The organism is Citrobacter sp. TBCS-15, assembly GCF_005280815.1.
Classification (GTDB): Bacteria; Pseudomonadota; Gammaproteobacteria; order Enterobacterales; family Enterobacteriaceae; genus Citrobacter; species Citrobacter werkmanii.
The window spans coordinates 372801-397448 of the sequence record NZ_SZWK01000102.1 but is presented as its reverse complement, the minus strand read 5'-3'; the positions used below and the strand labels follow the sequence as shown (position 1 = coordinate 397448).

The window sequence follows — 24648 nt, the reverse complement described above, 5'->3', positions numbered from 1 at the left end:
GAATTTTTATCATATATCGATAATTCATCATCTTATACTCGACAAGCGCAAGGAGATTGTATGTCACAGGATGTCGACAACCAATATATTGCCCGGACCAAAGCCGTTACTGGCTGTTTTTCTATGTTTTTGCTGATGTTTGGTCTCACGTTTACCCCGTTGTTTTTTCCCGCGAGCCAGGACCTGCTCGCCAAAGGATTTCTCTTCCCGCTGTTGTTTGTGTTGGAATTTGTCGTATTGGTTCCGCTGTATTATTTCTTCTTCAGAAAAAGAGAAGGGCTGGGCAAAGGGATCTTCAATGCCCGGTGGTTTGGCATTTTATTTGCGGCCCTGCTTTTTATTCAACTTATCTTGCCTTGGTTAGTAGGTCTCAGACAAACCGAAGCGTGGGTAACCAGCCAGATATCCTTAAACAGCTACGCGCTGTGGGTATCCACTTTGACCCTGATATTTATTGCGCCAGTTTATGAAGAAATTGTTTTTAGGGGCTGTTTATTCAACGCATTCCAGTATTGGTTCAATAATAAAACTTGGCTGTCGTCAGTCGTGGTATCAATGATTTTTGCCTTAATGCACACCCAGTATGTGGATCTGCGCACGCTGCTGATGCTGTTTCTTGTATCGCGGGTATTGATCCTTGCCAGAGTGAAAAGCAACGGCCTGTTGATGCCGATTTCGCTGCATATCGTGATGAACGGGACGGTTATTGTCCTGCAAATGGCGTCTTCTTCATAAGTGATGATGCCCGAAGCCCGGGCATCGTTGATTAAACGTGCAGACGATGGTGCAAACGCGCGCCTACCAGCAACGCCAGCACCAGCATCAGGGCGATAAATCCACCCACGCCGTTCCAGCCGTAGCTATGCCAGAATACGCCGCCCAGCGTACCGGCAATACTGGATCCCAGATAATAGCTGAACAGATACAGGGAGGAGGCCTGGCCTTTAGCGCGTTTTGCTCGTGGTCCAATCCAACTGCTTGCCACTGAGTGCGCGGCAAAGAACCCCGCAGAAAAGAGCAGCATCCCGGCGAAGATCAGCCATAGTGAGGTAAACAGGGTCATCAATAGCCCAAAAAGCATTACGCCGGTTGAAACGATCATCACCGGGCCGCGACCATAGCGGGTGGTCATGGAACCTGCTTTCGGCGAGCTCCAGGTTCCGGTCAGATATGCCACGGATAACAGGCCAACCACCGCCTGACTGAGTTCCCACGGAGAGAGCATCAGGCGATAGCCGATGTAATTAAACAGTGTGACAAACGACCCCATCAGCAAAAAACCTTCCGCAAACAGTAGCGGCAATCCTCTGTCGCGCCAGTGCAAACGGAAATTGATGAACAATGATTTAGGTCGTAGCGACGTGGGTCTGAAATGACGGGACTCTGGCAAAATTTTCCAGAACATTAGCGCGGAGGCGAGGGCAAAACAGCCGATCGCCGCCAGCGCGATACGCCAGTTGAAAAAGTCGGTGAATACGCCGCTGATCAAGCGACCACTCATACCGCCAATTGAGTTCCCACTGATATACAAGCCCATTGAGAAGGCCACAAAACTGGGATGAATTTCCTCACTCAGATAGGTCATCCCCACCGCCGCCACTCCGCTCAGCGAAAGACCGATCAGCGCGCGCATGATTAAAATCCCGTGCCAACTGGTCATCATCGTTGAAAGCAGCGTACAGCAGGAGGCGAGTAGCAGTGCCGTAACCATCACCGGCTTACGACCTATCGCATCGGAAAGTGGGCCAGTAAACAGTAAACCGATGGCCAGCATTGCCGTTGAGATGGAAAGTGAAATACTGCTGCTGGCAGGCGAAACCCCAAACTCGTGCGAGAGCACCGGCAGTATGGGCTGCACGCAATAGAGCAGGGCAAATGTCGCCAGCCCGGCAGAAAACAGCGCCAACGTAACGCGCATAAAAGGGGATGTACCGCGTTTGATAAAACCATCCGGCAGGGTAACACTTTCGTCAATATCGCTTGCCGGCGCGGTATTGACCGTTGTTGTACGACTCACCTGGAATCCTTGCTTAATATTTTGCTACTACAGGACCAGCCTTAAGAGTATGAAAATCCCAATATTCTGTCTAATATATTAATAATCTCAAATAATATTTTAAAAATATGAATATCGAACTTCGTCACTTACGCTACTTTGTGGCGGTTGCGGAAGAGTTGCATTTTGGCCGGGCGGCAGCGCGGCTGAATATTTCGCAACCACCGTTAAGCCAGCAGATCCAAATCCTGGAACAGCAGATTGGCGCCCGGTTATTGGCGCGAACTAACCGCAGCGTGGCCCTCACAGCCGCCGGAAAACAGTTTCTGGCGGACAGTCGGCAGATCCTTGGCCTGGTTAATGAAGCCGCCGCCCGGGCAGAGCGTTTGCATCTCGGAGAAGCGGGGGAGTTGCGTCTCGGCTTTACGTCATCAGCGCCGTTTATCAAAGCGGTGTCAGATACGCTTTCCCTGTTTCGCCAGCGCTATCCTGTGGTGCATATGCAAACCCGCGAGATGAATACGCGCGAGCAAATTGCTCCACTTAACGAAGGCACTCTGGATCTGGGGCTTATGCGTAACACGCAACTCCCGGAAACGCTGGCGCGAGAGGTTATTCTGCATGAACCGCTGATGGCGATGATCCCACGAGCGCACCCGTTGGCGCAAAAGCCCGTAGTGACGCTGGCTGAGCTGGCTAATGAGCCATTTGTCTTTTTTGACCCGCATGTGGGAACAGGGTTGTATGACGACATTTTGGGCCTGATGCGTCGCTATAACCTCAAACCGACGATAACTCAGGAGGTTGGCGAGGCGATGACCATCATTGGATTAGTGGCCGCGGGATTGGGCGTTTCGATCCTGCCCGCTTCCTTTAAACGGGTGCAATTGTATGAAATGTGCTGGATCCCGATAGCGGAAGAAGATGCCGTCTCCGAAATGTGGTTAGTCTGGCCTAAGCATCATGAGCAAAGTCATGCCGCGCAACGTTTTCGTGAACAACTGCTGGCGGCGGTCCAGGCAATTAATTTAGTTTAAATATGGGTGAAAATGTGCAGTAAATCACAAGGCTAAGTAAAAAGTTGACGGAAGCCATTGAAGTGCTTCACCATAGCCCGCAGATTATTTCGGAGCGCGAAAATAAAGGGAGTAAGTGGTGGTTGCTGATAGTCAGCCTGGGCATATCGATCAAATTAAGCAGACCAATGCGGGCGCGGTCTATCGCCTGATTGATCAGCTGGGACCGGTATCGCGTATTGATCTCTCTCGCCTGGCACAATTGGCGCCTGCCAGTATTACCAAAATTGTCCGCGAAATGCTTGAAGCCCACCTGGTACAAGAGCTGGAAATCAAGGAAGCAGGGAGTCGTGGGCGTCCGGCCGTGGGGCTGGTTGTCGAAACCGAAGCCTGGCATTATCTATCCATTCGCATCAGTCGCGGCGAGATTTTTCTGGCGCTGCGCGATCTGAGCAGCAAGTTGGTGGTTGAGGATTGCCTGGAAATGGCGCTGGTCAGTGAAACACCTCTGCTGCAACGTGTCATTACCCAGGTCGATCAGTTTTTCATCCGCCACCAGCAAAAGCTGGAACGCCTGACCTCCATCGCCATCACGCTACCTGGCATAATCGATACCGAAAACGGCATCGTTCATAGCATGCCGTTTTACGATGACGTCAAAGAGATGCCGCTGGGCGAAGCGCTCGAAAACCATACCGGTGTGCCGGTCTATATTCAGCATGATATCAGCGCCTGGACCATGGCGGAGGCGCTTTTTGGCGCGTCGCGTGGCGCACGCGATGTCATTCAGGTCGTCATTGATCATAACGTTGGCGCAGGGGTGATAACCGACGGTCATTTACTGCATGCCGGTAGCAGTAGCCTGGTGGAAATTGGTCATACGCAGGTCGATCCCTACGGTAAACGTTGCTATTGCGGTAATCATGGCTGTCTGGAAACCATCGCCAGCGTCGACAGCGTACTGGAACTGGCGCAGGTGCGGCTGAAGCAGTCAATGAGCTCTTCACTGCATGGACAACCGTTAACGGTAGACGCGCTGTGTTTGGCAGCCATGCAGGGTGATTTATTGGCGAAGGATATCATTAGCGGTGTCGGGACCCACGTCGGACGCATCCTTGCTATTATGGTGAATTTGTTCAACCCGCAAAAGATATTGATTGGTTCTCCGCTCAGTAAAGCGGCGGATATTTTGTTTCCCACCATTGCTGACAGCATTCGTCAGCAGGCGCTCCCGGCCTACAGTCGGCATATTGTCGTCGAAAGTACGCAGTTTACTAATCAGGGGACGATGGCAGGGGCCGCGCTCGTTAAGGACGCGATGTATAACGGTTCTTTGTTGATACGTCTATTACAGGGTTAACATTTTTTAACTGTTGTACGAAAAATTGCGCTATCTCAAGCTGATTCCGGTCGTCATACCTTAGACTTTCTCCACTGTTTTATTTTCCTGACTTATATTTTCAAAGCATAACGGTGGAGTTAGTGATGCTGAAGCGTTTCTTTATTACAGGTACAGACACTTCTGTTGGGAAGACCGTGGTTTCCCGCGCATTACTACAAGCGTTGGCGTCAGGGGGTAAAAGTGTCGCGGGCTACAAACCGGTAGCCAAAGGAAGCAAAGAGACACCCGAAGGCTTGCGCAACAAAGATGCGCTGGTGCTGCAAAGTGTGTCATCCATCGAACTGCCTTATGAGGCGGTCAACCCGATTGCGCTGAGCGAGGACGAAAGTAGCGTAGCGCATAGTGGTCCGGTCAATTACACCTTGCTTTCCAACGGTCTCGCAAGCCTGAGTGAAAAAGTTGATCACGTTGTCGTGGAAGGCACCGGCGGCTGGCGGAGTCTGATGAATGATCTGCGTCCGCTATCTGAATGGGTGGTACAGGAACAAATGCCGGTGCTGATGGTAGTCGGTATTCAGGAAGGTTGTATTAATCATGCCATCCTTACCGCACAGGCGATTGCCAGCCAACCCAGGGCTGGCGCATTATGCAGAAATCATTGACGTGCTGAGCAAAAAATTACCTGCGCCGCTAATCGGCGAACTGCCGTATCTGCCTCGCGCAGAGCAGCGCGAGCTGTCACAGTATATCCGTCTGTCAATGCTTGGCAGCGTGCTGTCGGTAGATAGAGTCGTGGCGTAACGTTCTCGACAGCACTGACGCCACCACGCAGGCGATCAGTAATCCGGGGAGCAAGCGATACTCCCCGGTCATTTCACAAACCATCAATGTAGACATAATTGGCGCATGCGTGGTTGCTGCCAGTAGCGTGGCCATCCCCGTTAATCCCAGCAGAATGGCAATTTCATCCGGACCCGGAAGCCATAATCCCCACGCCCGTCCCAGCAGCATGCCGACAGACATACCGACAAACAGCGTTGGCGTAAACACCCCACCCGGCGCACCGGAGCCACTGCTGGCAAGCACAGCCAGTAACTTGCAGATAAAGATCCCACTCACCACGGTCAATAACGGTGGCGAGAGTAGGTATGACTGCACCACGCTGTAGCCATTTCCCCAAACGGCAGGAGTGAGCAGCGACAACAGGCCAACGATCAGCCCGCCAAGCGCCAGTTGCCACGGTGGCGAGAGTTTTAAGCGTAAAAAGCCATTATGGCTGGCGGTCATCAACCACATGAACAGCGGACCGCAGACGCCGGCAACCAGACCAGTACTGACGATCATGACGTATTCCAGCACATGTAGTTCCCGTGTGAAGTGCACGGCATAGAGCAACGCATTGCTGTCGCTCAGCACATTAGTGGTGAGCAAAGCGACGACGGCGGAGACCACCACTGGCCCCAGCGAGGCGAGGATCATCGTGCCAAACAGGACTTCAGCAATAAATAAACTGCCCGCCAGTGGGGCATGATACGCGCCGGCCATACCTGCAGCCGCGCCACAAGCAATCCATAATTTCCATTCAGTGCGGGGTGTAAAGCGTTGGGCAAAGCTGGACGCTGCCAGCGCCGCCAGCAAAATCATGGCGCCTTCACGCCCGATAGCACTGCCGCTGGCGACAACCAGTAACGATGCCAGTGACTTTACCAGACTGGCGCTGACGTCGAATTGTCCATCCGTTTGCAGGGCTTCCATGTAATCTGTAGGAGCCTGTGGTCGTAAACGGTTGAATTTTTGCCAACCCCAGAGCAGTAAGCCAGCTGCCAGGCCGCCCAGCGCGGGCGTCAGCATGCGCCTTATAGGAGAAAGGTTTGTCGCCGCATTGACCAGACTGCCCGTGTCGTTGCCCAGGAACAACCATTCAAGAAGGAACATGGCATGGCGAAAACCCGCGACGGCTAACGCGGCAAGGATACCAATCAGCGCGGCGATCAGCAGGCGGCGAAACATCGCACGCAGGTCAGGGTAAGCATGTAAATGATGCATGAGTGGCCAGACAGGGAAATTCAGACGCTTTATTTTGCGGCTATTTGGCAACAGAAGCAAAAGCTCAGCGTGCGCAACGGGATGGAACGCAGGCAAGAAACGTCTTGCCTGCGGCGAAATTAACGAAATAAAGGTTTATCGGCTACTGGGATCAGTAATTGCGATCGCCACTGTGCCAGCGTCAGTCGCGCCAGTTCACCCAAAGCCTGGTAGAACGGGTGGTTCGCATGTTCGATAAACACGTCAAGGAAGCGAGTTGACCACGGTAGCAGATGCCAGGCTAATAACTGTTCGCATTCGGTGTGGCGTCCGTTTTCAGCAAGCCAGGCCGTCAGTAACAGCAGCGCGCCAAAGTGATCTTCCGGTTCATTTTGCTGCATGGCAAACTGGATCCCGTTGTCCCGCATCCACTGACGTAATGCCAGTGTGGAATCGCCAAACAAGACATTTTCACGATCCAGCCAGACAGAACCCCAGGGCGGAGAAGGTAGCGCGTAAGGGCCGACAAACAGTCGCTGCCAGGCTTGCGGGAGCGGCTCATCAGCCTCGGCCTGCAGTTGTTCAGCCAGCGCAGAAAGGGACGTGGGTGCAAGCGGCCACTGCGCCTGCCAGCCATCGGTTTTAAGCGCACTGACCAGCGCAGAAGCTTCCGCACTGTCTGGCGCATAGTAGAACAGCGCACCCAATACGCGCGCCGCGGTAGAGAAGTTGTCACGTTGTGAAAAATGGGTCATGCAAACAATCCTGAAAAGTGCGGGTTGCCCCGCACCCGAGTGTTAACCTGCAACAGCCATTCCGACTGTCATATGTAAGCCATAAAACAAACCGCGGCCAATAACTTCACCGGCAAGCACGAAAATTAAACCCAGCGCCAATCCGCCGACAGCCGGTTCTTTGCGACGAATTAGCGGGCATATCCAGCAACCCAGCCCCGCAGCCAGCATCACGATGCGCCAGACCTGTAAGCTTGCGTAGTCGGGAACCAGAGCGTTGGCGTGTTGTACCGAACTGTGAATTTCGCTGAGCGATACGCCCTGCAAAACGATAACGGCCACGGTCACCAGCAGGGCAAGAATGCTGATTCCGGCGAATCTGGCGGCGTTAAACGACACGCTCGCAGCGCGTAGCAGCAGGGCGGCAAACATCGGGCCACTCAGCAACATCGTCATGAAAAACGCCAGCGTAGTATAGCCATTATACCAGGTCGGAACGGTGTCTATCTGATAGACGTTAGTCATCGCCAGAACAAAAACCAGACCAAGCAACATGCTGAGCAGCAACCAGATTTTACCTAACGTAGCCGGCATTTTACCGAGAAACGCCACCAGCCACCACAGACCACCAACCGCGAAAAACAGCGAACCGCTGGCGATTTCGTTACTGAGCGCCGATGCGCCGATTCTGTTCAGAGAATTAAACGCGCGTAGCGGTGAACCTAAATGCATTACTGAGGCGAGAAAGGCGATGCCCATCACCAGCCACAGGAAAAACATAGTGCACACGATACGTCGTTTTGCCACATCGTCTTTGGTGGTTAACCAGCCATACCCACTCACGATCAGCGCCCCGGCCACACATTGGCCCAGCACCGTAAACAGGACCAGCGGCCATTCATGCCATCCATTTCCCATTTTACACCTCCTTCGGATTAGCCAGAAAACCCGTGGTATCCCCGGTCGGGCGGCAATTGGCATTGGGTTTGATCACAATACTCGGTTTGGTGAAGTGTGCGCCCGGTAACGGGGCAACCGCCGCCAGCTCACCATGTTTTTTGCGCAACTCATCAATCGGACCAAAGTCCAGCGCGCGTAGCGGACATGACTCAACGCAGATAGGCTTTTTGCCGTCGGCGACGCGATCATGACAGCCATCACACTTGGTCATATGACCTTTGGCGGCATTGTATTGCGGCGCACCGTATGGGCAGGCCATGTGGCAGTAGCGACAGCCGATGCATACGTCTTCATCCACCACGACAAAACCATCTTCGCGCTTATGCATAGCCCCACTAGGACAAACCTTGGTGCAGGCTGGATCCTCGCAGTGGTTACAGGAGATGGAGAGATAGTAGGCAAAAACGTTCTGATGCCAGACGCCGTTATCCTCCTGCCAGTCACCGCCAGCGTATTCATATATCCGTCGAAAGCTCACGTCGGGAGTGAGATCTTTGTAGTCTTTGCAGGCCAGTTCGCAGGTTTTGCAGCCGGTGCAACGACTGGAATCAATAAAAAATCCATACTGAGTTGTCATGGGTTACACCTTAAGCCTTTTCAACCTGAACGAGATTACTATGGGACGGGTTCCCTTTCGCGAGCGGAGATGGTCGATGCGACGTGAGAATGTTAATTGAACCGCCGCGATCGATCTGATCGCCGAACATATCGGCATTGAGCCATGCCCCTTGTCCGATGGCTGTGACGCCTGGCAAAATGCGTGGTGTCACTTTCGCCGCGATCAGCATCTGACCATTATTGTTAAACACCCTAACCGTGTCGCCATTACGGATGCCGCGAGTATTGGCATCGATGGGGTTTATCCAGATTTCCTGCGGGCATGCCTGTTGTAATACGTCAATATTTCCGTAGCTGGAGTGGGTTCTCGCTTTATAGTGGAATCCGGTGAGCTGCAGTGGATACGTTTTGCGTTTAGGATCGTCCCAACCGTCAAAGCCAGGCGCATAAGCAGGAAGCGGATGAACAATTTCGTCGTCTTTAAGGTCCCAGGTTTCCGCGATGGTGGCCAGGCGTTCGGAGTAAATCTCAATTTTACCTGATGGTGTTTTCAAAGGGTTTGCGATGGGATCTTCGCGGAAAGAACGGAAAGCGACATAGTGTTCTTCAGGGCATTTTTTCTTGAAAATACCTGTCGTTTTCATCTCATCGTAATCCGGCATTTCCGGGTTACGCTCTTTGGTTTTCGCATGTAGGTATTTCACCCATTCATGCTGTGTACGACCTTCGGTGAACGTTTGATACACATCGGGGCCAAGACGTTTGGCAACTTCGCTTAGCGTCCAGTAAATGGGTTTACGTTCAAATTTCGGCGAAGTAGCAGGCTGCCCAAGGATGACATAACCCATATTCCCGGCGGACTCATGCGAGATGAGATCTTCCTGCTCGGTAGGCATCAGATCAGGCAGTAGGATGTCGCAGTATTTTGCGGAGGCTGTCATAAAGTGTTCAATACCGACGATCATCTCGCACTTGCTGTCATCCTGTAAGACTTCGTGGGTATGCGCGATATTGCCATGCTGGTTGATAAGAGTATTACTGGCATAACACCAGATAAACTTGATCGGCACATCCAGCTTATCTTTACCGCGAACGCCGTCTTTGGTCGCCGTCATTTCCGCGCCATGGTCGATAGCATCTGTCCAGGTAAAGACAGAGATCTGCGTCTTAACCGGATTCTCTAACATGGAGAACCATTCCACGCCCAGATCCCAGGTTCCCTCGCGCATGCCTGAGTTACCGCCGTTAATCCCCACGTTGCCTGTTAAAACTGAGAGCATGGTAATCGCGCGGGCGGTTTGTTCACCGTTAGAGTGACGTTGCGGCCCCCAACCCTGGCAGATATACGCGGGTTTCGCCGATCCAATCTCACGTGCCAACTGGATAATCTTTTCAGCTGGAATGCTGGTAATGTGTGAGGCCCATTCAGGCGTTTTGGCAATACGGTCCGGGCCTTCGCCTAAAATATAGGCCTTATAGTGCGCATTCCGTGGGGCGCTGGCGGGAAGGGTGGTTTCGTCATAGCCGACGCAGTATTTATCCAGAAACGGTTTATCAATCAAATCTTCTGTGATCAACACCCAGGCAATTGCCGCCGCTAATGCGGCGTCAGTACCCGGGCGGATAGGAAGCCATTCATCTTCACGGCCAGCGGCAGTATCGTTATAGCGCGGATCGATAACGATCATCCGAGCGTTAGAACGTTCACGGGCTTGCTCAACATACCATGTTACGCCGCCACCGCTCATGCGGGTTTCGGCAGGGTTATTGCCAAACATGACGACCAGTTTTGTATTAGCGATGTCGTCCGGGCTGTTGCCATCGTTAGCCCCAAACATGTAGCCCATCGCGGCGCTGATTTGCGCGGTACTGTAACTACCGTAACGGCTCAGATAGCCGCCGCAGGAGTTCATCAAACGGTAGGGGACGTTTGAGTTAGTGATATTCCCACCATCAACGCCTGTACCGTACAGCACATGAACCGCTTCGTTACCGTAATCATGCAGGATTCGTTTTAAATTACCGCTAATCGTATCCAGTGCCTCATCCCAACTGATCCGCTCAAATTTCCCTTCGCCGCGTTTGCCAACGCGTTTCATAGGATATTTAAGGCGGTCAGGATGGTTCATGCGGCGACGAATCGAACGACCGCGCAAGCAGGCGCGGACCTGGTGGTTACCATAGGTATCATCACCAGTCGTATCAGACTCGACCCAGTAGACGGCATCATCTCTTACGTGCAAACGCAAAAGACAGCGGCTGCCACAGTTTACGGTACAAGAACTCCACACCGCCTTATCTTCAACTGATTGTATTGAGTCCTGTACCGCTGCTGCTCGTATGCCAAAAGGTAACGATAGCCCGCCTGCGGCAAGCGCCAGCGAACCGATAGCCGAGGATTTGACTAACGTCCTGCGACTAATACCCCCATCTTGTTTAACTCCAGACATAACCCACTCCATTGTCATTATCGCTATGTATTTTGTTTTACAACGAAATCAATAGCTTGCTAACCATGAAGTGAGTCTACCTATTTGTAGGTAAATCTTATTAATGCATGTCAAAGGGAAGCGACCCTCCGCGAGCGGAGGGCACTACTTATTGCGGTTCGGCAGCATGTTATTGCGGTTCGGCAGCATGGCCGTCCTGAGCTGGCGTGCTATTGGCGGGGGCGTTGCCACTGTTGGTCCGGGTATAGAGAATTTTATGCGTATCGTTTGCACAATGTCCCACTACCAGGGAATCAGGTTGATCGGCCTGATCGTTGGGGACGATATTCAGCGTAAAGCTGGATTCCGCTACGCCATTATTTATGATGCGCTGTTCGATATCGCTCTTAACGCGTTCGCAGGACGCTGGCGCCGCCAGAACGTGTGGGGAGGCTGCTACCAGTAAGAGTGCGGCAATTCCTGTTATGTATTTCATCATCAGCTCCTTTTGTGAACGACATGAACTAAGAGTAGCATTTCTGGTGTAAATAATTGTATTTGCTAATATGATTGAGAATTATCTTCTTATCCGGGTGAAAAATGTGAAGAAACAGACCCTGTTAGTTTTCCTGTGCGCCGTACTGGTCGGGTGTGATAACGCCAAAGGGCTGGTTTCTTTTACGCCGGAAATGGCCAGTTTTTCCAATGAATTTGATTTCGATCCGCTGCGTGGGCCAGTGAAAGATTTCAGTCAGACGCTTCTTAATGATAAAGGTGAAGTTTCCAAGCGCGTTGTCGGTACGCTCTCGCAGGAAGGGTGTTTCGATACGCTTGAACTGCACGATATCGAAAATAATACCGGAATGGCGCTGGTTCTGGATGCCAACTATTATCGCGATGCCGAAACGCTGGAAAAAAAGATCCGCTTACAAGGTAAATGCCAGCTAGCGGAACTGCCTGCTGCCGGTGTGGTGTGGGATACCGACGATAACGGCTTTGTCGTTTCCGCCACGGGAAAAGAGATGAAAGTCCAGTACCGCTATGACGCGGAAGGCTACCCGCTGGGTAAAACTTCCGTCAGTAAAGACAATACCTTACAGGTTGATGCCAAACCGTCGGTTGATCCGCTGAAGAAGCTGGATTACACGGCGGTGAGTATGCTGAACAATCATCCATTAGGTAATGTCAGGCAAACCTGTAAGTACGATAACTACGCCAACCCGGTCAACTGCCAGCTGGTTATCGTTGACGAAAGCGTGAAGCCAGCAGTTGAACATCATTACTCGATTGAAAATACCATCGATTACTACTAATCGCCTTTATTGAGCGGTAGGTTGTAGCAGGTTAGGACCAGACGTTTTGTGTTCTGCCAGATACTGCTGCTGGAAAATACACATACGGATGGTGTTGCGGTACTGACCGTTGATAAAGAATTCATGAATCAGTTCACCTTCCACCATAAAGCCGAGTTTACGGTAGATGTGGATGGCTTTTTCGTTCTCTTTATCGACGATCAGATACAGCTTATATAAGTTGAGGACGGTAAAACCATAATCCATCGCCAGCTTTGCCGCCCGCGACGCCAGACCTTTACCCTGATATTCAGGCGAAATAATAATCTGGAATTCAGCCCGGCGGTGGACGTGGTTAATCTCTACCAGCTCCACCAGCCCGGCTTTTTCACCTTCGCATTCCACCACAAAGCGACGTTCGCTTTGGTCGTGAATATGCTTATCGTACAGATCAGACAGCTCAACAAACGCTTCGTAAGGTTCTTCGAACCAGTAACGCATAACGCTGGCGTTGTTATCAAGCTGGTGGACAAAACGTAAATCTTCACGCTCCAGCGGGCGCAGCTTAACACTGAGGGCGCTAGTCATATTGTATCCTTGCAATATCCTTTAGGGGCACAGTCATTATGGTGCAACGGTACGGCCAGTACGACGGTCGAGGCAGCGCAGGGTGTTAGGTTCCCAGTAGGCGTTAATATTGGCGCTCTGCTCGCACTTATCACGGCTATCAAAGGCCGCGTCGGCTTTGTCCCACTCTTTCTCAGTACGCTTGTTCACTTTCTGACGTAACTGGCGGGTATCGTTCCATTGTTCCTTTTCCATTGCGGCCTGTTGACGGCTTTGCGCACTGTCCCCGGATTCAATGACCAGTTTACTGGTTTCAGCAAATGCTGAAGAGGTGTACACAGCCGCCGCAAGCGTCAGCATAGCCGTCAGACACAGACGTTTGGTCAGTGTAATATTCATGGCGAATTCCTTTTATGAGAAAGGGAAAAACGATAAAACAGGGCTAAATTCTACACTATTCCTGCTTCAGGGCATACCCACTGAGCGGATATGGATACGTTGGCGATATTCTGTCGTATCATGGTTAAACCGAAGGTAACTGAATAACGTCAATGCTTAAGACCACCTTTCTTTTTTTCGTCACCGCCTTATGCGAAATCATCGGCTGCTTTTTACCCTGGCTCTGGCTTAAACGAGGCGCTACGGCGTGGTTGTTGGTACCCGCCGGTGTATCGTTGGCCTTATTTGTCTGGTTACTGACGCTACATCCCGCCGCGAGTGGGCGAGTTTACGCGGCCTATGGCGGCGTTTATGTTGTCACTGCGCTGCTATGGCTGCGCTTTGTCGATGGCGTAAAACTCAGCCTGTATGACTGGTCTGGTGCGTTGGTGGCTTTGTGCGGGATGCTGATTATCGTGGCTGGATGGGGGCGCGCATAGCGCCTTTTTTGTGATCAACGAGCGCTTTTTCGATCTTTATACTTGTATGGTAGTAGTTCAGTTGAGTAAATTTCCTGCATCTCAAGAACAGATGTAAGGAAGAAAAAATGAAGATTGTCGGGGCTGAAGTTTTTGTCACCTGCCCGGGGCGTAATTTTGTAACGTTAAAAATAACGACAGATGATGGGATCACCGGGCTGGGCGATGCCACCTTAAATGGCCGCGAATTATCCGTGGCGTCCTATCTGAAAGATCATGTCTGTCCGCAACTTATTGGTCGCGACGCGCATCGAATCGAAGACATCTGGCAGTTTTTCTACAAAGGCGCGTACTGGCGTCGCGGTCCGGTCACCATGTCGGCGATTTCCGCAGTAGATATGGCATTGTGGGACATCAAAGCGAAAGCGGCGAACATGCCGTTGTATCAGTTGCTCGGCGGTGCGTCTCGCGAAGGCGTCATGGTTTACTGCCACACCACAGGCCATACCGTAGATGATGTGCTGGAAGATTACGCGCGACATAAAGAGATGGGCTTTAAAGCGATTCGCGTACAGTGCGGCGTACCGGGCATGAAAACCACTTACGGTATGTCAAAAGGCAAAGGTTTGGCCTACGAACCCGCGACCAAAGGGCAGTGGCCGGAAGAGCAGTTGTGGTCTACAGAGAAATACCTCGATTTCACGCCAAAACTGTTTGCCGCTGTTCGCGATAAATTTGGTTTTAACGAACATCTGCTACATGACATGCACCATCGCCTGACGCCGATTGAAGCTGCCCGGTTTGGCAAAAGCATTGAGCAATATCGTCTGTTCTGGATGGAAGACCCAACCCCAGCCGAAAACCAGGAGTGTTTCCGCCTGATCCGCCAGCATACGGTCACGCCGATTGCAGTAGGGGAAGTTTTCAATAGCATCTGGGATTGCAAACAGCTGATCGAAGAACAGCTGATCGACTATATCCGCACCACCATTACCCATGCGGGCGGCATTACCGGTATGCGCCGTATTGCCGATTTCGCCTCGCTGTATCAGGTACGCACGGGGTCGCATGGACCTTCCGATCTGTCACCCGTATGCATGGCCGCAGCACTGCATTTTGATCTGTGGGTGCCGAACTTCGGCGTTCAGGAATATATGGGGTATTCCGAGCAAATGCTGGAAGTGTTCCCGCATAACTGGACTTTTGATAACGGCTACATGCACCCGGGCGATAAGCCAGGCCTTGGTATTGAGTTTGATGAAAAACTGGCTGCGAAATATCCGTATGACCCGGCATATCTGCCTGTCGCTCGCCTGGAAGATGGCACGCTGTGGAACTGGTAAGGAGTGATTGCTATGAAAAGTATTGTGATTGAAAAACCAAATACGCTGGTCATTGCCGAGCGGCCCGTTCCAGAGCCATTAGCGGGAGAGGTGAGGGTGAAGGTAAAACTGGCGGGAATTTGTGGTTCCGATAGCCATATTTACCGCGGGCATAATCCATTTGCGCAGTATCCTCGCGTTATCGGCCACGAATTTTTTGGCGTGATCGATGCGGTAGGGGAAGGTGTTGATCGTGCGCGAATGGGTGAACGAGTATCCGTTGATCCCGTTATCAGCTGCGGGCATTGCTATCCCTGTTCAATAGGTAAACCTAACGTTTGCACATCGCTGGTGGTGCTGGGCGTTCATCGCGATGGTGGTTTTAGCGAGTACGCCGTTGTACCGGCAAAAAATGCCTGGCCGATCCCCGATGCCGTTTCTGATGAACATGCCGTCATGGTAGAGCCTTTTACCATCGCCGCGAACGTAACCGGACAAATTAAACCTACAGAAAATGATATTGCGCTGATTTATGGCGCAGGGCCTATGGGGCTAACCACCGTACAGGCGCTTAAACGTGTCTATAAAGTAAAAACTGTGGTGATTGCCGACAGAATCGAAGAACGCCTGAGCATGGCGAAGCAGTGCGGCGCTGACTGGGTAATAAATAATGGTCAGCAATCGTTGCACGATTTCCTGGCGGAAAAAGAGCTTAAGCCGACCATCATCGTGGATGCGGCTTGTCATCCATCCATTTTACAGGAGGCTATCACGCTGGCATCGCCAGCCGCACGGATTGTCCTGATGGGCTTCTCCAGCGAACCTTGTCAGATTGTTCAGCAGGGCATTACCGGGAAAGAACTTTCAATTTATTCCTCAAGATTAAATGCCAATAAATTCCCGGTTGTTATTGATTGGTTGGTTAACGGACTTATTAACCCTAATCAACTTATTACCCATACTTTTGACTATCACCACGTTACAGACGCAATTGAATTGTTCGAGAAAGATCAGCAGCACTGCTGCAAAGTTTTACTCACATTCACTGAATAATATAAATAACTGCGAGTAAGTGGTACGCATCTTACCTCTAAGAGATAGCCAATATGAATCAAGAAAAACACGAAAGATCCACCAAAGATCTGGTCAGAGCCGCCGTATCCGGATGGTTAGGTACTGCGCTCGAATTTATGGATTTTCAGTTATATTCTTTGGGTGCCGCGCTGGTATTCCATGAGATATTTTTCCCGGAACAATCTGCGGCGATGGCCCTCATTTTAGCGATGGGAACCTACGGTGCGGGATATATTGCTCGTATCGTCGGGGCATTTATATTTGGCAAGATGGGAGACAGAATCGGGCGTAAAAAGGTGTTGTTTATCACTATTACGATGATGGGGATTTGTACAACATTAATCGGCGTTCTACCAACCTATGCGCAAATCGGTATCTTTGCACCCGTACTGCTGGTGACGCTGCGTATTGTGCAAGGACTTGGCGCGGGGGCTGAAATCTCGGGGGCGGGAACGATGCTTGCCGAGTATGCGCCGAAAGGGAAACGCGGGATTATTTCCTCACTTGTCGCCATGGGAACCAACTGTGGGACCCTTAGCGCAACTGCAATCTGGGCGGTGATGTTCTTTGCTCTTGGCCGTGAGGAATTGTTAGCCTGGGGTTGGCGTATTCCGTTCCTGGCCAGTGTCGTGGTGATGATCTTTGCTATCTGGTTACGTATGAACCTCAAAGAAAGTCCGGTATTTGAGAAAGTGAATAATGAGGAAAATGCGCCTACATTAAACAATTCGTCGGAAAATACGCTGGGGGCGATGTTTACCAGTAAATCGTTCTGGCTGGCAACCGGTTTACGCTTTGGGCAGGCGGGTAACTCAGGATTAATCCAGACATTCCTCGCCGGTTATTTAGTTCAGACTTTGTTGTTTGATAAATCAATCCCCACTGATGCATTAATGATTAGCTCGGTACTGGGATTTATTACCATACCGCTGCTCGGTTGGTTGTCTGATAAATTTGGCCGTCGTTTACCCTATATTATCCTCAATATCTCAGCCATTATTTTGGCTTACCCGATGTTGTCTATTGTAGTGGATAAAACGTATAGCCCTGGCGTTATTATGACAGCATTGATTGTCATTCATAACTTTGCTGTGTTGGGATTATTTGCTCTCGAAAATATCACCATGGCTGAAATGTTTGGTGCCCGCAATCGGTTTACGCGAATGGCGATTTCAAAAGAGGCGGGCGGATTGGTAGCCGTTGGTTTTGGACCTGTTCTGGCCGGTATTTTCTGTAACATGACCAATTCCTGGTGGCCAATTCTGGCGATGGTCATTGCCTATTCACTGATCGGTCTGGTGTCTGCGCTGCTGATGCCGGAAGTGAAAGACCGCGATTTGAGTATGCTTGAGGATGCCGCTGAAGTGAGTCAGACGAATAAAGTTCGTTGTTCGGCGACCCAGATAAGCTAAGTCCTGGTAATAGCATGGACGGATACGATTATGCTCCGCCCATGCTATTACACAGCTTTAAATGATGTCATACCAATTATGAAAAGCTTAATGCAAATCAAAACATACAACCCTACAGGCGTTACTCTGAGACAGTCCTGATTTCATAGATAAGTAGGCCATACCATGCAAAACAAGCTCTTAGCGGCAAAGGCTGCGCTTCCTGACTACGATCGTACCACACTGGTCCCACGTATTGTTCATCTGGGATTTGGCGCGTTTCATCGCGCACATCAGGGTGTTTATGCTGACATCCTGGCTGCAGAATACGGCAGTGACTGGGGTTATTGCGAAGTAAATCTGATTGGCGGTGAGCAGCAGATTGCCGATCTGAAACAGCAAGATTATCTGTATACCGTTGCGGAAATGTCTGCGGATGCGTGGACTGCCAGAGTCGTTGGTGTGGTGAAAAACGCGCTGCATGCGCAGGTAGATGGCCTGGAAAGCGTACTGGCTGCGATGTGCGAACCGCAGGTGGCGATCGTTTCTCTCACCATCACCGAAAAAGGATATTGCCACTCTCCGGCGACGGGGCAACTGATGTTAGACAACCCCATGATTGCCGCCGATTTGCAAAATCCAAAACAACCAAAAACTGCGCCAGGCGTGGTAGTTGAAGCTCTGGCGCGCCGCAAAGCTGCGGGGTTAGCCGCATTTACCGTGATGTCCTGCGACAACATGCCTGAAAACGGCCACGTGATGCGCAATGTCGTCACTGCGTATGCCCGGGCGGTAGATGCTGAACTGGCCACGTGGATCGAACAGCATGTGACGTTCCCGTCTACAATGGTTGACCGCATTGTTCCTGCGGTTACCCCGGAGACGCTGGACAAAATTGAACACATCACCGGGGTACGCGACCCGGCAGGCGTAGCCTGTGAACCGTTCCGTCAGTGGGTAATTGAAGATAACTTTGTCGCCGGTCGTCCGGCATGGGAAAAGGCCGGGGCGGAGCTGGTATCGGATGTGATTCCGTTTGAAGAGATGAAACTGCGTATGCTCAACGGCAGTCACTCTTTCCTTGCCTATCTTGGTTATCTGGCGGGTTATCAGCATATCAACGACTGCATGGAGGATGAAAATTATCGTCTTGCCGCGCGAGCGTTGATGTTGCAGGAACAGGCGCCGACGCTGAAAGTGAAAGGTGTGGATCTGCAGCACTATGCCGATCTGCTCATTGAGCGCTACAGCAACCCGGCACTGCGTCACCGTACCTGGCAGATTGCGATGGATGGTAGCCAAAAACTACCGCAGCGTATGCTCGATTCAATTCGTTGGCACATTGCGCATGGCAGCCATTTTGCGCTGCTGGCACTGGGCGTAGCTGCCTGGATGCGCTATGTCGGCGGTGTGGATGAACACGGTCAGGCGATTGAAATCAGCGATCCGCTGTTGCCGGTGATCCAGACTGCGGTTCGCAGTAGTCACGAGGGGGAAGCACGCGTTCAGGCGTTACTGGCGATTGATGCCATTTTTGGTCGCGAATTACCGCAGGTAGAACTATTCAAAAACCAGGTCACAGAAGCCTATCTTGCTTTACTGGCTGAAGGGGCAAAGGCAACGGTTGCGAAGTATGCAGCAAAACTGAAGTAACGAAGGGCATCATTTATGTCGCCATCTGGCTTTCAGCGAGCCAGATGGCGCAGAGTTTTCTGGCATTCACACCAATTAGTTCATGCCCAAACGAATCAACTCGATAGGGGTATATTTACCTTCACACCCTTCGATTGCCACTGTTTTGCCACGGCGAATTTGCTCAGCGGTCAGGCCATCGGTGTCTATCGCTGTAATGCGGCCTGTGAGTCCGGTGCCGCTAATCATGACGCGGCTGCCAGTGGTGATTGCGTTGCGGTTACGATCGTATGTTTTCATGGTGTTTTCTCCTTTCCAACTCACCGTCAAAGCCCGTGGGCCTCTGGTCCCACGTAACGGGCGCAATATAAATACGCTTCTCGCTAAGGATTTTTTTTGTTTTCGATCAAAATCACAGCTTTTTTAGAGAGATGTGCAGGAGAGGGTAAACGCAGGACAACTCACCCCGCAGAGAGGTGAGCGTAAAATTAATCTTCGCTGAACCAGTCGCTATTTTCCTGGCGAATAAGCTGCACAGACTCACCGATCTCCTGAAGGTGCAGCATCATTGCGCGCTCGACGCCGTCACCATCATGTTTTTCAAGTGCGGCAAAGATATCGTGATGCTGGCGAAGCAGCATTTCAGGAGGGGAAATATGATCCAGGCTCATATAGCGAACGCGGTCAATGGTGGCTTTAATATTCTCGACGGTGTCCCAGGCGAGCTGGCACTCGGCGATTAAAGCCAGTTTCTGATGAAACTCATCGTCAAGCTGGAAGAAATCATCAATTTGTTTTCGGTCAATCGCAATGCGCTGCTGATGCAGATTCTGTTCGAGCTGATAGCATTGTTTATCGGTGATCAGGGCGGCAGCGCGGCGGACCACAGCACATTCAATTGCCTGGCGAACAAAACAACCGTTTTGCACCTGCGACAACGAAATTTTGTTCACGTAGCTGCCACGCTGCGGACGGATCTGAATCAGACCGTTCTCTGCCAGTTTGATGAATGCCTCTCGTACCGGCTGGCGTGAAACATTGAAGCGTACGGAAACCTCTTTCTCCGACAGCGGCGTACCAGGCGCAATCAGACAATGCACGATATCACGACGAAGAATACGGTAAATCTGCTGATTTACAGGCTGTGTAGGGTTGAGCTGCGTTTCTACGGTCATTCATTCTTACTTTTTAGAGAGTTAACCCGGATATTTTATCACTTATTTCAGGCTATCTATACCCGGCGCAAGGCCGGGCAGGGAAATTAGCTCCGATGGACACTCAGCCCGGCAAAAGACTGCGTGACCGGCATCATTTCAAGGGTGTTAATGTTGACATGAGCAGGTAACGAAGCCACCCACCATACCGCTTCTGTAACATCTTGCGGGGTCAACGCAGTGGTATTTTCGTAAGCTTTTTCAGCCTTGGCATCATCGCCTTTGAAACGCACGTTAGAGAATTCCGTACCGCCAACCAGACCTGGTTCAATGTCGGTAACACGAATCGCTGTCCCGTGTAAGTCAGTACGCAAGTTGAGACTAAACTGACGGACAAACGCTTTGGTCGCGCCATAAACGTTACCGCCGGCGTATGGCCAGCTACCGGCGGTAGAGCCGATATTGATAATATGTCCGCGATCGCGCTCAACCATACCAGGCAGCACGGCACGGGTCATATAAACCAGACCTTTGTTGTTGGTATCGATCATGTTTTCCCAGTCTTCAATGCTGGCCTTGTGGGCAGGCTCGAGGCCCAGCGCCAGACCCGCGTTGTTGACCAGAACATCAATATCGCGCCATTCAGCAGGTAAGGACGCCAGCATCTCTTCAATCGATGCGCGATTACGTACGTCCAGTTGCGCGATAAAGAGGCGGTCACCCAGCTCATCTTTGAGCTCCTGCAGGCGCTCCTGGCGGCGTCCGGTGGCAATAACTTTATGGCCATTCTCAATAAAACGACGCGTAATGCACTCACCAAAACCTGCGGTTGCTCCGGTTACTAAAACGATCATCTCACTGTTCCTCAACGCTTTTTATGTAGTACTACCATAGCACGTCATTTCTGTTAAGAGCTATTCCTGGTTAACAGGATTGCGGTCGATTCCCGGGAAGTCTACTCTGGTAAACAAATCGTTTTCAGGAGTGAAAGATGTCGTTAACGAATCCTTTTTTACACCACAGCACATTGCCGTATCAGGCGCCGCAGTTTGATCAGATTGACGTGCAGCATTATCGTCCGGCGTTTGATGAGGGCGTGCGGCAAAAACGCGCAGAGATCGAGGCGATTGTACACAATACTCAGGATCCTGATTTCGCCAATACTCTCCAGGCACTTGAACAAAGTGGCGCATTGCTCACGCGCGTAACCAGCGTTTTCTTCGCGATGACGTCGGCGCACACCAACGATGAACTACAGCGCCTTGACGAAGCGTTCTCAGCAGAACTGGCGGGGCTTGCCAATGATATCTACCTTGATGGTGCACTTTTCGCCCGCGTCGAGGCTGTCTGGCAACGACGTCATACATTAGGTTTGGATAGCGAATCATTGCGCCTGGTGGAGGTCATTTACCAGCGTTTTGTACTGGCAGGCGCCCGTCTGAATGAGGCCGACAAAGCACGCCTCAAAGCACTTAATACCGAGTCAGCCACGCTGACCAGTCAGTTTAATCAGCGTCTGCTGGCGGCGAACAAGTCCGGTGCTTTGGTGGTGGATGATGTTCGGCGGCTTGACGGGCTTAGCGCAGAAGAACTTGCCGTTGCCGCTGAGGCTGCAAAAGAAAAGGGGCTCGAATCACGTTGGGTTATTCCGTTAGTGAATACCACTCAACAACCGGCGCTTGCCGTGTTACGCGATCGCCAGATCCGTGAAGAACTGTTTACCCAGGCGTGGACGCGGGCTGAACACGATGACGATAACGATACCCGGGCTATTATTCAGCGTCTGGTCGACATCCGCATGCAACAGGCGAAATTACTCGGTTTTGCCAATTATGCGGCCTGGAAAACCGCCGACCAGATGGCTAAAACGCCTGAAGCGGCACTTTCGTTTATGCGGGCGATCGTTCCGGCCGCGCGACAGCGTGCGTTGGATGAACAGGCAGAAATCCAGAAAGTCATCGATCAAGAGCAGGGAGGGTTTAGTGTCAGGGCCTGGGACTGGGCATTTTATGCTGAGCAGGTCCGCCGTGAGAAATACGCCCTTGATGAGGCACAGCTTAAACCTTACTTTGCTCTGGATACGGTGTTGAACGAGGGCGTTTTCTGGACGGCCAATCAGCTCTTTGGTATCAAATTCGTTGAGCGATTCGACATTCCGGTTTATCACCCGGACGTGCGGGTATGGGAAATTTTCGACCACGATGGCGCAGGACTGGCGTTGTTTTACGGTGATTTCTTCGCCCGCGAATCAAAAAGCGGCGGGGCATGGATGGGCAATTTTGTTGAGCAATCGGAGCTGAACGAAACCCGACCGGTTATTTACAACGTCTGTAATTATCAAAAACCCACAACGGGTAAGCCCGCGTTACTGCTGTGGGATGATGTCATTACGTTGTTCCATGAATTTGGCCACACGTTACACGGTCTGTTTGCCACTCAGCGTTATGCCACGCTTTCAGGGACTAACACACCGCGTGATTTTGTCGAGTTTCCTTCGCAGATTAACGAACACTGGGCGAGCCATCCGCAGGTTTTTGCCCGATTTGCCCGTCATGTCGAAACCGGAGAGCCAATGCCGCAGGCGTTGCGGGATAAAATGCAGCGGGCCAGCCTGTTCAATAAAGGCTACGATATGACCGAACTGCTCAGTGCCGCATTGTTGGACATGCGTTGGCACAGTCTGGAGATGAGCGCGTCATCTTATTCGGTTGATCAATTCGAGCAGCAGGCGCTGGCGGCAGAAGATCTGGATCTTCAGGCCGTGCCGCCTCGTTATCGCAGCAGTTATTTTGCCCATATTTTTGGCGGTGGCTATGCCGCGGGTTATTACGCCTATTTATGGACGCAAATGCTGGCCGATGACGGTTATCAGTGGTTTGTAGAGCAGGGCGGATTAACCCGCGAAAACGGACAGAAATTCCGCGAAGCGATTTTGTCCCGCGGGAATAGCACTGATTTAGCTGAGCTTTATCGCCAGTGGAGCGGGCGCGATCCCCGCATGGAGCCGATGCTGGCACATCGTGGTTTGAGCGCGTAAGCATTTTTAGATCTTGCGCAGAGCCGGGCGTGATGCCCGGTCTTATCTTATGTTCATTACTGAAACTGATAAGGTTTATTCTCAAAATAAAAAATTTACATAAGTTTTCTTTTTTGTCGTTAAGATGATTGCATCAGAAACGTTCGAACAGGGAGGAAGATCGTGATGATGAGAAATACTACGGAAATAGATGCAATTTTGATCGAGTTAAACAAGTCCATTGATGCCCACTATAAATGGCTGGTGAATATGTTCCGTTGCGCAGTAACCTCGAATGCTAGGCAACCGGATATCATGGGTGACAACGCGCATTTCGTTTGTCAATTTGGACAGTGGCTTAATAATCAATCGCTGCGCAATGAAGATGATTGTAGCTATGTGAATAAGATAAATAATGTTCACGAAAAAATGCATTTATCAGGGAAGGATTTGCTATCGGCAATACTGGAGAAACGTAGTTATCCATGGCATTTCACCAAATTTGAGGATGCGTTACTGGCATTTACGTCTGCTGTGATGGACTATAAAATATATTTGCTGAGTATCCGCAGTAATATCGACATATTAACAGGCTTACCTGGCAGAAGAATGCTCGATGAGTCTTTTGACCAACAGTTAATCGATGCCGGGCCGCTTAATCTTTATATATTGCTACTGGATATCGACCGTTTTAAACACGTTAATGATACGTATGGTCATCTTGTGGGGGACGTGGTATTACGCGCTCTGGCTGCAAATTTTCTGGCATGGACGCGATATGATGAAGTTGCGTACCGCTACGGTGGCGAAGAATTTATTATCATCATCCGAACCAAAACTGACGAGCAGGCCCGCCAGGCAGGGTTGCGATTGTGTCAGCTTGTAGGCCAGCAAAAAATCCCCTACGCAGATGGAGAGATCGCTATCACCGTAACGGCCGGTATCACCAGAGCTCAGCGGGATGAAAAATTAGATACTGCTCTTGGACGGGCAGACAGAGCGATGTACCAGGGAAAACAGAGCGGCAGGAATCGCTGTATGTTTATGGATGAACGCGAGCAGATCACGCTGGTTAACGCCAGTGATGGGCCTTCGTTCCACCTCAGCGCGTGAAATTCATCTAAGCCGTTTTATGTTAGTTGCGTTTCGTTTAGCTTTCATTGGGGTTGCCGATGCTAGGTTAGCAGACTATCCGTTATCTTCGCAGGGAATTGCCAGATAGCGTATAAAGCAAAACACAAATCTATCCATGCAAGCATTTACCGCTGGTTTATCCGGCGGTT

General features: G+C 51.1%; 23 protein-coding genes and 1 pseudogene. 12 read left to right on the top strand and 12 right to left on the bottom strand.

Features of this window, described 5'->3' with window-relative positions:
- Window positions 1-60 precede the first annotated feature (60 nt).
- Window positions 61-735, top strand: a complete 675-nt coding sequence (locus tag FDW96_RS08660; RefSeq protein WP_137365543.1) for a CPBP family intramembrane glutamic endopeptidase — start codon at window positions 61-63, stop codon at window positions 733-735.
- Window positions 736-766: 31 nt separating this feature from the next.
- Here the strand turns inward: FDW96_RS08660 and FDW96_RS08655 are convergent, their stop codons facing one another.
- Window positions 767-2017: an MFS transporter gene (locus FDW96_RS08655; RefSeq protein ID WP_061381372.1), complete on the bottom strand. Its 1251-nt coding sequence runs from the start codon at window positions 2015-2017 to the stop codon at window positions 767-769.
- A gap of 107 nt (window positions 2018-2124) precedes the next feature.
- Here FDW96_RS08655 and FDW96_RS08650 point away from each other — a divergent pair, with 107 nt between their 5' ends.
- The 3 genes and pseudogenes from FDW96_RS08650 to bioD all read left to right on the top strand — a co-directional run bounded on the left by FDW96_RS08650 (window position 2125) and on the right by bioD (window position 5155).
- Entirely contained in the window at window positions 2125-3033 is a 909-nt protein-coding gene (locus FDW96_RS08650; RefSeq protein WP_042308503.1) for a LysR family transcriptional regulator, read from the top strand.
- A gap of 118 nt (window positions 3034-3151) precedes the next feature.
- The gene (mlc, locus tag FDW96_RS08645; RefSeq protein WP_042308501.1) at window positions 3152-4372 is read left to right on the top strand and encodes a sugar metabolism global transcriptional regulator Mlc; all 1221 of its coding nucleotides are present in this window, start codon (window positions 3152-3154) and stop codon (window positions 4370-4372) included.
- Window positions 4373-4497: 125 nt separating this feature from the next.
- Window positions 4498-5155, top strand: a pseudogene (bioD, locus tag FDW96_RS08640) (dethiobiotin synthase).
- On the opposite strand, the gene clcB reads toward bioD, so the two are convergent.
- From clcB to FDW96_RS08610, 6 genes are all read right to left on the bottom strand, one after another.
- Window positions 5111-6400, bottom strand: a complete 1290-nt coding sequence (gene clcB / locus FDW96_RS08635; protein WP_042308495.1) for a voltage-gated ClC-type chloride channel ClcB — start codon at window positions 6398-6400, stop codon at window positions 5111-5113. The pseudogene bioD and the gene clcB overlap by 45 nt on opposite strands.
- Window positions 6401-6519: 119 nt before the next feature.
- Window positions 6520-7134 carry a Tat proofreading chaperone DmsD gene (gene dmsD / locus FDW96_RS08630; RefSeq protein ID WP_042308493.1) on the bottom strand — a complete coding sequence of 205 codons (615 nt, stop codon included), beginning with the start codon at window positions 7132-7134 and terminating at the stop codon, window positions 6520-6522.
- Window positions 7135-7176: 42 nt separating this feature from the next.
- Window positions 7177-8031 carry a dimethyl sulfoxide reductase anchor subunit family protein gene (locus FDW96_RS08625; protein WP_042308491.1) on the bottom strand — a complete coding sequence of 285 codons (855 nt, stop codon included), beginning with the start codon at window positions 8029-8031 and terminating at the stop codon, window positions 7177-7179.
- A gap of 1 nt (window position 8032) precedes the next feature.
- Window positions 8033-8650, bottom strand: a complete 618-nt coding sequence (gene dmsB, locus FDW96_RS08620; RefSeq protein ID WP_042308489.1) for a dimethylsulfoxide reductase iron-sulfur subunit DmsB — start codon at window positions 8648-8650, stop codon at window positions 8033-8035.
- 10 nt (window positions 8651-8660) lie between these two features.
- The gene (ynfF, locus tag FDW96_RS08615) at window positions 8661-11093 is read right to left on the bottom strand and encodes a selenate/tellurate reductase subunit YnfF (RefSeq protein WP_137365542.1); all 2433 of its coding nucleotides are present in this window, start codon (window positions 11091-11093) and stop codon (window positions 8661-8663) included.
- 157 nt (window positions 11094-11250) lie between these two features.
- A complete protein-coding gene (locus tag FDW96_RS08610; RefSeq protein ID WP_137365541.1) occupies window positions 11251-11559 on the bottom strand; it encodes a DUF1161 domain-containing protein in 309 nt (102 codons plus the stop codon).
- A 103-nt stretch (window positions 11560-11662) separates the two neighbouring features.
- Between FDW96_RS08610 and FDW96_RS08605 the strand changes: the two genes are divergently transcribed.
- Window positions 11663-12373 carry a YnfC family lipoprotein gene (locus FDW96_RS08605; RefSeq protein ID WP_077949316.1) on the top strand — a complete coding sequence of 237 codons (711 nt, stop codon included), beginning with the start codon at window positions 11663-11665 and terminating at the stop codon, window positions 12371-12373.
- A gap of 6 nt (window positions 12374-12379) precedes the next feature.
- On the opposite strand, the gene speG is transcribed toward FDW96_RS08605, so the two are convergent.
- Window positions 12380-12940, bottom strand: coding sequence for a spermidine N1-acetyltransferase (speG, locus tag FDW96_RS08600; protein ID WP_038640513.1), 561 nt, complete (start codon window positions 12938-12940; stop codon window positions 12380-12382).
- 36 nt (window positions 12941-12976) lie between these two features.
- Window positions 12977-13318: a DUF1283 family protein gene (locus tag FDW96_RS08595; protein ID WP_038640515.1), complete on the bottom strand. Its 342-nt coding sequence runs from the start codon at window positions 13316-13318 to the stop codon at window positions 12977-12979.
- A gap of 152 nt (window positions 13319-13470) precedes the next feature.
- Here FDW96_RS08595 and FDW96_RS08590 point away from each other — a divergent pair, with 152 nt between their 5' ends.
- The 5 genes from FDW96_RS08590 (at window position 13471) to FDW96_RS08570 (ending at window position 19216) form a co-directional block, all read left to right on the top strand.
- Entirely contained in the window at window positions 13471-13797 is a 327-nt protein-coding gene (locus FDW96_RS08590) for a YnfA family protein (protein ID WP_038640517.1), read from the top strand.
- Window positions 13798-13904: 107 nt separating this feature from the next.
- Window positions 13905-15119 carry a starvation-sensing protein RspA gene (gene rspA / locus FDW96_RS08585; RefSeq protein ID WP_042308480.1) on the top strand — a complete coding sequence of 405 codons (1215 nt, stop codon included), beginning with the start codon at window positions 13905-13907 and terminating at the stop codon, window positions 15117-15119.
- 12 nt (window positions 15120-15131) lie between these two features.
- On the top strand, window positions 15132-16151 hold the full coding sequence (locus tag FDW96_RS08580) for a Zn-dependent oxidoreductase (protein ID WP_137365540.1): 1020 nt from the start codon (window positions 15132-15134) through the stop codon (window positions 16149-16151).
- Between the two features lie 53 nt (window positions 16152-16204).
- Entirely contained in the window at window positions 16205-17584 is a 1380-nt protein-coding gene (locus FDW96_RS08575; protein WP_137365539.1) for an MFS transporter, read from the top strand.
- Window positions 17585-17749: 165 nt separating this feature from the next.
- Window positions 17750-19216 (top strand): mannitol dehydrogenase family protein, encoded by a 1467-nt coding sequence (locus FDW96_RS08570; protein WP_137365538.1) that lies wholly within the window; start codon window positions 17750-17752, stop codon window positions 19214-19216.
- Window positions 19217-19291: 75 nt separating this feature from the next.
- Here FDW96_RS08570 and ydfZ read toward each other — a convergent pair whose 3' ends face one another.
- The 3 genes from ydfZ to ydfG form a co-directional block, all read right to left on the bottom strand.
- Window positions 19292-19495, bottom strand: a complete 204-nt coding sequence (gene ydfZ / locus FDW96_RS08565) for a putative selenium delivery protein YdfZ (RefSeq protein ID WP_042308473.1) — start codon at window positions 19493-19495, stop codon at window positions 19292-19294.
- 188 nt (window positions 19496-19683) lie between these two features.
- On the bottom strand, window positions 19684-20370 hold the full coding sequence (locus tag FDW96_RS08560; protein WP_042308471.1) for a GntR family transcriptional regulator: 687 nt from the start codon (window positions 20368-20370) through the stop codon (window positions 19684-19686).
- An 86-nt stretch (window positions 20371-20456) separates the two neighbouring features.
- Window positions 20457-21203, bottom strand: a complete 747-nt coding sequence (gene ydfG, locus FDW96_RS08555) for a bifunctional NADP-dependent 3-hydroxy acid dehydrogenase/3-hydroxypropionate dehydrogenase YdfG (protein ID WP_137365537.1) — start codon at window positions 21201-21203, stop codon at window positions 20457-20459.
- A 137-nt stretch (window positions 21204-21340) separates the two neighbouring features.
- On the opposite strand from ydfG, the gene dcp reads away from it, so the two are divergent.
- Both dcp and FDW96_RS08545 read left to right on the top strand, forming a co-directional pair.
- Window positions 21341-23386, top strand: coding sequence for a peptidyl-dipeptidase Dcp (gene dcp / locus FDW96_RS08550; RefSeq protein ID WP_137365536.1), 2046 nt, complete (start codon window positions 21341-21343; stop codon window positions 23384-23386).
- A 165-nt stretch (window positions 23387-23551) separates the two neighbouring features.
- Window positions 23552-24478 (top strand): diguanylate cyclase, encoded by a 927-nt coding sequence (locus FDW96_RS08545; RefSeq protein ID WP_137365535.1) that lies wholly within the window; start codon window positions 23552-23554, stop codon window positions 24476-24478.
- Window positions 24479-24648 lie beyond the last annotated feature (170 nt).